At 44.3% G+C, this 8,271-nt stretch carries 9 protein-coding genes; 6 read left to right on the top strand and 3 right to left on the bottom strand.

Going from position 1 to position 8,271, the window contains the following annotated elements; translation table 11 throughout:
- Positions 1-112 precede the first annotated feature (112 nt).
- From xseB to V7D75_RS08825, 3 genes are all read right to left on the bottom strand, one after another.
- Positions 113-358 carry an exodeoxyribonuclease VII small subunit gene (gene xseB / locus V7D75_RS08835; protein ID WP_288726276.1) on the bottom strand — a complete coding sequence of 82 codons (246 nt, stop codon included), beginning with the start codon at positions 356-358 and terminating at the stop codon, positions 113-115.
- A gap of 196 nt (positions 359-554) precedes the next feature.
- Positions 555-2,081 (bottom strand): exodeoxyribonuclease VII large subunit, encoded by a 1,527-nt coding sequence (gene xseA, locus V7D75_RS08830; protein WP_333614262.1) that lies wholly within the window; start codon positions 2,079-2,081, stop codon positions 555-557.
- Between the two features lie 202 nt (positions 2,082-2,283).
- Entirely contained in the window at positions 2,284-2,652 is a 369-nt protein-coding gene (locus V7D75_RS08825) for a hypothetical protein (protein ID WP_068408202.1), read from the bottom strand.
- 184 nt (positions 2,653-2,836) lie between these two features.
- On the opposite strand from V7D75_RS08825, the gene V7D75_RS08820 reads away from it, so the two are divergent.
- From V7D75_RS08820 to V7D75_RS08795, 6 genes are all read left to right on the top strand, one after another.
- Positions 2,837-3,502, top strand: a complete 666-nt coding sequence (locus tag V7D75_RS08820) for an alpha/beta hydrolase (RefSeq protein ID WP_333614261.1) — start codon at positions 2,837-2,839, stop codon at positions 3,500-3,502.
- A 78-nt stretch (positions 3,503-3,580) separates the two neighbouring features.
- Complete coding sequence (gene zapE, locus V7D75_RS08815) at positions 3,581-4,687, top strand: cell division protein ZapE (RefSeq protein WP_191692056.1); 1,107 nt, start codon at positions 3,581-3,583, stop codon at positions 4,685-4,687.
- Between the two features lie 45 nt (positions 4,688-4,732).
- Positions 4,733-5,422: a nitroreductase family protein gene (locus V7D75_RS08810; RefSeq protein WP_333614260.1), complete on the top strand. Its 690-nt coding sequence runs from the start codon at positions 4,733-4,735 to the stop codon at positions 5,420-5,422.
- A gap of 213 nt (positions 5,423-5,635) precedes the next feature.
- Entirely contained in the window at positions 5,636-6,925 is a 1,290-nt protein-coding gene (locus V7D75_RS08805) for an NAD(P)H-dependent glycerol-3-phosphate dehydrogenase (RefSeq protein WP_333614259.1), read from the top strand.
- Between the two features lie 92 nt (positions 6,926-7,017).
- Complete coding sequence (locus V7D75_RS08800) at positions 7,018-7,476, top strand: SixA phosphatase family protein (RefSeq protein ID WP_333614258.1); 459 nt, start codon at positions 7,018-7,020, stop codon at positions 7,474-7,476.
- A gap of 120 nt (positions 7,477-7,596) precedes the next feature.
- The coding region (locus V7D75_RS08795) for a type II secretion system protein GspL (RefSeq protein ID WP_333614257.1) at positions 7,597-8,271 on the top strand (675 nt) is incomplete at its 3' end.

Below are 8,271 nucleotides of genomic sequence, written 5' to 3'. Positions count from 1 at the left end.
AGTTGCTAAATTATCAGACAGCCCAGGCAAGACCATGATCAATAATGATACCTATCTTGCCTATTTACGCCAAGTCTTTGAAGTCGATGAGCCAGAGTAGAATTGGCTTAACTTAAATGTCGATGTTCTCTGTGCTATCTTCTTCGGCGAAAGCGGCATCTAATGCTTGCTGCACGGCATTAATACGAGTTTCGCAAACACGATAGGCGGCAATCGACTCTTCCACTGTCGTCATCAGATTATCGATATCGGGCTCATCTTGTTGCTGTAGCTCAGCGGCATTGGTTTTTAGAATATCATAAGCTGCCTTAAAGGTCTTTGGGGCGGCTTTTTTACGTTTGCGAGTAGGGGTTGTCATAAGGTTTCCTAATATTCACATTAGTTTAAGAAAAAAATATAGAAAGAAAAGTAGATAAAAAGTTGTTAAATATTTTAGTTTCAGGAGTCTGCTGCTGGTATAAATTTTCCTTGCTTGCTGTGTGACTTTGTCACTGTTCGAGGCTACGCAAAACTTATCCCAACAGCTCTGTATTTTTATGGCAAATAGACTATAACTAATTGGTCTTCACATCAATAATCTGTGCTTTTGCTTTACCATCTTTTAAGATGATATGTACCGTTTGCTCAGCATAAAGTTGCGTACTGCTGGTCAGTATCTGCTTGTCTTTTGCATCGGTCAGCATGGTGTAGCCTTGCTTAAGCACACGAGAAGGACGATGCAAGAGCACAATATCGCGCAGATATTCGCTATCACGTCGTGCTTGTAGCAACTGCTGCTGGGCACTATGTATAATCGTCTTTTTTTGGTTTTGGCTATAACTTGATGCAATGGTTAATTGCTGATAAGCAGAATTTTGAGTTTGGACTCGCATCTCACTGGTTCGTCTGGCTGCTTGTTTGACTTGGCGCTGGGCACTTTGCTGAATACTCTGCCAGGCATAATCACTATCTTTTTGCAGGGCGGTCAGTTGACCAATCGTTTGCGACTGAATGTGACTCAACTGGCGTGTCGTTTGTTGCTCAGTGATATTCAGTTGACGCTGCGCTGCTTGTTTTATTTGCGCTTGGTATTGCAGGGTTTGCGTGACGAGCTGGGCTAAATGCGCCATGATAGCAGCAATCACTTTTGATGGCGTATCAAAGCTGCTATGCGCCACTTCATCTAAAATCACTTTATCACGCTCATGACCGATACCAACCCAGACAGGGATAGGTTGCTCGGCAACAAGAGCGGCAAGCTCGTAATCATTGAGATATGCCAAATCACCAACGGCGCCGCCGCCACGGATAATGACTAATAAATCTGGCAGGCGCTGATAGGTGTCGTAAAACTGCTGCTGGGCGCTAACGATAGCTTGACGGATTTCACCTGGCGCATGATTGCCTTGAAAAGTAGCATTGTGATAATGGAAATGACAGGCACTTGTACGAGCTAAGCGGTCCGCATCGGCTTGAAAGTCGCCTAATCCAGCGGCTTTTTCAGGGGCAATGACTAAAACATGCTCGATATCAAATGGGACGGGTAGCTGCTGATTCAGGTTTAATAAGCCTTCGCCAGTCAAGCGGTCGACCATCTCCGCATATTGCCGCGCCAAGTCGCCTAAAGTGTAGCTTGGGTCAATATCTTCAATCGTCAGTGAGAAACCGTATTGTGCATGAAAGCCTGCCGATACTTTGAGTAAGACGGTCAAATCACGGTCAAGCGGCATGCCGGTTGCGCGCTCAAACTTTGCTAAGACACGCGCTGCTTTAAAGCGCCAAAGATTACCACGGCAGCTGGCAATAACTTTGCCGTCGTCATCTTTTTCTGCCAGCTCAAAGTAATAATGCCCACCTTTACTTGATAGGTTGCGAATCTCAGCTTTGACCCATACGCGGTGATTAAAGGTCTGTTTGATGACCATATCGACCGCCGATAAGTAATCACTTAGGCGCAAAACCGTATCTTCTAAACTGACTTCCAGACTGTTTTCTTGCTCCGCCAGTTCAGCCTCCAAGGTCGCTAAATCTTTGGCAGGCACTAATACTTTGTCTTTTTTAGAGCTGGTTTGTTTCATATTTGCTAGATTGGGTTTGCGCATAATAGGAGACCAAAGGTAATCGAGGCTGAAAGGCTGGTGGCGTTAGATTAACTCATCAAAGTAAAAGCTGAAGGTATAAAAGACCAGACAGGATAGTTTACCCCAAAAGTGCCGCGACAAAAAGTAAAGCCAATAAGCTGCGATGAATATAATAGCTATCTCGCAAACTTATTGGCTAAGAGCTTTGTTAAATTATCATTTTTTATTGGCAACGAAAATTAATCATATACTCATAATCATCTTTACGTGATAAATCTGGCGTGCCTGTCCCAAAGATTGAACCGATGACCGCGCCTGCTTGTCCGACCATACGGCCCGTTTGCTCATTTAAAATACCATTATATTTTACTTTGTCATCAACGATAATCACTTGTTTTCTTCCACAGGTTTTTTGCGCACTGTCTATCGCATTTTGCTGAGCTTTGACTTTACTCTCAGCGATGCCCGTGGTTTCATAAATAGAGTTAGCGCGCTGAATCACCGGTGAAGAAGGCGTGCTTTGACAGGCACTTAAAGCCAGAGCCGCCGCTAATGTCGCCGTTAAGGTGGCAGTTTTATTAAAAATATTCATAATGGTTTCCTTTTTCCTATAAGTTCAATATATTGCTCGACAACTTGTATGAATCTAACGTATTGCGACAAGGAGTGTCTAGGCGGTTATTGTGTGCAACGTTGCAGGTACACAGCAAATTACTTGAAATATAAACCATATCTAGGATAATTGAGGTATTCACTTTTAACCAATAAGTAAATTTATGCAACTGATTCCTGCTCCTGCTGGCGTGCTCGAAGTCGACGCGTTATGGCAACAAGACAATCCTAAAGATGCGAATACCGATACCGTGGCGCTACTTTGCCATCCCAATCCGTTATTTGAAGGCACAATGAACAATAAAGTGGTTACGACCATGTATCGTTTTGCGCGTGATAACGGCATGCATGTGGTACGTTTTAACTTTCGCGGTGTTGGACAGTCAACCGGCGAGCACGACTACGCAGATGGTGAAGTAGTCGATGCGATGACCGTGCTACAATGGATTGCAGAGCAGACCAACGCTCGTAAGCTATGGCTAGGTGGCTTCTCCTTTGGTGGTTATGTGATAGCGCGTGTCGCTGAGCAAATCATGGTATCGCCGCACATTTGGGGATTGAGTGATTTTGAAATAGCAAACGTTGCTCTTATCGCACCCTCCGTTGAAAAAAACGCCACCGATGATTTGAGCTTACCGATTGAGAAAACCTTTGAAATATATGGTAATGAAGACAATGTGGTTGCGCCTGCTAGCATGCAGGAGTTTGCTGAGCGTCTCGGGCTGCCGGTTAGTATCGTTGATGGCGCTGGGCACTTTTTCCACGGACGTTTATCTGAGCTAAAAGGTTTGTTGGAAGAGCATAGTTTTGGGTCTAAAGATTCGCACTAAAAATAGATTTTGTTAGCCCGTTTAGCTAACAATGCTTTTAGTTTTTTATATTTATTTTGTCTAATGATGAGTCGTATTATGAGTTTATCTCCCTTGCAACGTTATGAGCAAGCCATTAGCACTGATGAGTTTACTCGAGATGAGCAGCAATATCAGGCAATGAGCTATTTAGATGGGTTGTATCATCAGCTCAATGATAGCGTGGCGCAAAAAAAAGGCTTTTTTAGCTTTCTAAAATCAAAACCCGCTGCGCCCAAAGGCTTATATATGTGGGGTGGGGTAGGACGCGGTAAAACATGGATGATGGATATGTTTTACGACTCTTTGACCATTGAGCGTAAGATGCGCCAGCATTTTCACCACTTTATGCAGCGCGTCCATCAAGAGCTAAATAATCTACAAGGTCAAAGCGATCCGCTAGAAAAAGTCGCGGATATCATTTATGCAGAAGCAGTGATTATTTGTTTTGATGAGTTTTTTGTCTCCAATGTCTCAGATGCGATGATTTTAGGTGATTTGTTTACCATGCTGTTTAATCGCGGCGTGACCTTGGTCGCCACATCAAACATTGAGCCAGCAGGGCTTTATAAAGATGGTCTACACCGTGATCGCTTTATGCCAGCTATCGCCGAAGTTGAGCGTCACACCACAGTGATGAATATTGACTCTGGTATTGATTATCGCCTGCGTGTCTTACAGCAAGCGGAGTTATATGAGTCGCCGTTGACCAAAGCCAATCACCACTGGCTTGCCAACCGTTTCGCTAGCTTGTCTAACAATCAAAAAATCAGCAACGCGCCTATTACCATTAATGGTCGCGAAATCAAAATCAATGCCCGTACTGAAGATATTTTATTTTGTGACTTCCGTCATTTGTGTATGGAGCCGCGCTCAGCGTCTGATTTTATCGAGATTGCCAAAGAATTTAGCACGGTGTTAATCAATTCTGTGCCCGCTTTAGATGATGATTTGCGTGATCCGACCCGCCGTTTTATTTATCTGGTTGATGAGTTTTATGATCGCCGCGTCAAACTATTGGTAAGAGCAGAGCAGCCAATTCTCGAGCTCTATCAAGGACAAAAATTGGCCTTTGAGATTGAGCGTACACGTTCACGCCTGCTTGAGATGCAGTCAGAGGACTATTTGCGCATGGATCATCGCATCGAAGGCTCAGAAGCGGCGTAAGGCATATCGCTAATGCATTTGCATAATAATAAATAAGGATAAAACATGAATAGTTCTGAAGATAATATGGATAACGGTAACGAACTGGATAGTAACGAACTGAACAGTAATAGTGAAGAAAATCAAGCCGAAAGCTCGATCGGAGCAAATGCGCAAGTGACCGATGAGCAGCTGATTAATTGGATTAAATCAAGACGTAGTATCGGCAATTTGAGCATTCCGGCACCGACAGAAAGCCAGATTAGAGCAGCTATTAGCTGTGCGGTTACCGCGCCTGATCATAAAAAACTGCGTCCGTGGCGCTTTATCGTCACTCAAGGTAATGCGCGTCATGACTTGGGCCGTGCCTTTTTAGCGGCTGCTGAAGCACAAGCGGCGCAAGAGGGCGAAGAGCTGTCTGAGAAATCACGCAAAAAAACCTACAATATGCCGCTGCGTGCCCCGGTTATTATTACGGTCGTTACCCATATGCAAGTGCATAAAAAAGTGCCACCTTTTGAGCAAATGCTCAGTGCTGGCGCGGCAGTGCAAAACTTAATTTTGGCGTTACAAGCTCAAGGTTTTAGCACAGTTTGGCGTACGGGTTTATTGGCTAATGAGCCTGCCGTCAAAGCTTATTTTGGCGTTGGGGCAGATGATTATGTCACGGCTTTTGTTTATACTGGTAGCAGTCTGTGCGATATGCCTACGCGCAAGCCGATTGATATTGAGCCGTTACTACGTTTTGAGTCATAGCGTCCAGACAGGTCTATGATTACGGCGATGTTTCAAAAAAGTAAGCGTTGCTATAACGTGATACAGCAAAGCAAAACAATGACCAAACTGGTCACGTTATTTCAATAAAATAACGGTTCTATATCAATAATTGTTGAAACATACCCTCAATCTCACTGTATACTCAGCACAAATTCTAATCATAATTAAGTCAGTCAATACGGATAAAATAATATGACCAGCGCTAATGATAAAAAGACAGATGCAAATATAGAGGACAGTCAAACAGACAATCAAGGTGCTGAAAAACAAAACAGTTTGCTATCCGGTATCATTGAGCGTGCCACCAAATCTGGGCTAGGGCGTAAGAAGTTAAATCCTAGCGCGGTTGAATCTGCGGTGGCAAAAAACATGGCAGAAATCCATAACAATCCAACCAAGCTGCGTCTGGCATTTTTAGGAGGCGGTAGTTTTGGTACGGCGATGGCAAACTTAGCCGCGCGCAATGGCTGTGATACCACGCTGTGGGTACGCAATAAGCGGACGGTCAAAGCCATGGCAAAGACGCAGACCAATAAAAAATACCTACCGGGGTATAAGCTTGATGATCGCCTCAAATACAGTCATGATTTACAAGCGGCGGTCAAAGATACCGATATTATTTTTATCGCTGTCCCAGGCCTCGCGTTTCGCGAAACCCTTAAAAGCATCGCGCCCTTTATTAGTGGGCAATCTATTGTCTCTTTAACCAAGGGTATGGAAAAAGATACCTTTGCTTTGATGAGTGATATTATTAAAGATGAGCTGCCGGAAGTAAATTTTGGCGTAATGTCAGGGCCAAATCTCGCCATTGAGATCATGAAAAATATGCCGTCTGCTACGGTCATTGCCAGTGACTCTGAGCCATTACGCCATGCGGTACAAGCAGCGCTGCATAGTGCTTTCTTTAGAGTGTTTGCCAGTGATGATGTTCGCGGTGTTGAGCTTGGTGGTGCGCTAAAAAATATTTATGCCATTGCCATGGGTATGGCGGCGGCTTATGAAGTGGGCGAAAATACCAAAGCCATGATATTGACCCGTGGTTTAGCAGAAATGAGCCGTTTCGGCGTCCATGCTGGTGCCAATCCGCTGACCTTTTTAGGTCTGTCGGGCGTCGGTGATTTATACGCGACTTGTAGCTCAGAGCTGAGCCGCAACTATCGTATTGGTAATATGCTTGGTCGCGGTATGACCATTGATGCGGCGGTCAAAAAATTGGGACAAACCGCTGAAGGTGTCAACACCATTCAGCAGGTACATGAAAAAGCCACCAAAGAAGGCATTTATATGCCGATTACCCATGCGCTTCATGCAGTCATTTATGAGGATAAAGCGGCACTTGGCGTTGCTTTACATCTCATGGAAGCAGGATTCCGTAGTGATGTTGAGTTTGTCATGGAGCATGACCATAGCAATGCTGCCCTAACCGCACAAATGCAAACGGCAAGCAAGGCTAAAGATAAAAAAGATGATGATAATAAGTAAAGTACTTAGCAAAACGTCGCTTCAGCATAATAATTAAATAGCATTAGTATCGAAAGAGTCAGGTAAACGTAACAAACTAGGTGGTTAAGATTATGAAAATTATCTTAGTACGTCATGGTCAAGCAGAAGATGAGACGCGCCCAGACAGTGCGCGGCAGTTGACGGATTTTGGCCAGCAGCAAGCGGCGCAAACGGCAGAGTATATTACCACTCATTATCAACCTGATTGTTTTGTTGTGAGCCCTTATAAGCGGGCGCAGCAGACGCTGGCGGCATTACAGTTATGCGCTCCTAACGTGCCCTCACAAATACAGGAGAATATCACGCCGTCCGACGATGCCCATCAGGCGCTCATCGACATTGGTAATGTTGAAGCGGAGTGTCTGGTGGTTGTCTGTCACATGTCTATCGTTGCTCATATCGCAGGGCTGCTGACGGGTGATTACCCTGAATCGTTTGCTTTAGCAGAAGCGCGCGTGTTTGAGATGGATTTTGTCATGTTGGGTATGGCAACTGAGATTGATCGTTTTGTCCCAGAACAACCTTATTAGTCTCAATAATACACACGCTCATAAAACATTTAAATGCTTGCTAGACCATAGCTTTAATAAATGACAGCTTTAATCAGCAATGACTCTAAACAACAGCTTTGATAATTAAGGACACATTTGGTGTTACATGTTTGGTTAAGAGCGCAGCACAGTCCTCTAGCGGTCTGGCACGAAGACATAAAACAATGGCAATTGGTCGACGGCTGGCAACAGCTGCATGATATCTATGGTAGCTATAAAACCAATAGTCAAAAATCGGTTTGTCTGTATTTCCCATCAAGCCATGTCTTACAAGTAGAGTCTGAGCTAAATACGGCTCAGCTCAAACAATTAGGCTTAAGCGGTAAGCAGTATTTATTTGAAGAAACTTCTCTGACGCCGGTTGAACAATTAGCCATTTGCCAAGTGACTGAGAAGAGCAGTCATCATCTCTATGCTTTGGCTCAAAGCGATATCGAAGCATGGCAGCAAAGCGCTAAGCTTGTTGGCATGAACATCGTAGCGTTATTGCCTGATTTTTTATTACTGCCAACGCCAGAAGAGGGCGCAGGGCAGCAAATTGTATTGTACCAAGATCAGCAAACCATGCTACTACGCCAATCCTTACATCTAGGCATGGCAGTCAGTTACTTGCCTTTAATCTTTGAGCGTTTTCCGCATTTAAGCGAAGTGCTGCTATTACCAGCTATTGATGACGCCTTTGTAGATTCGAGCCACGCGACTGATAGGGTTAATGAGCCTGCGTTCGATGATATCAATTTAACCAAGCATGAAACTACTGCCAAAGCATCTACT

This window comes from Psychrobacter sp., from assembly GCF_036731945.1.
Classification (GTDB): domain Bacteria; phylum Pseudomonadota; class Gammaproteobacteria; order Pseudomonadales; family Moraxellaceae; genus Psychrobacter.
This window is presented reverse-complemented; position numbering and strand designations above follow the sequence as displayed.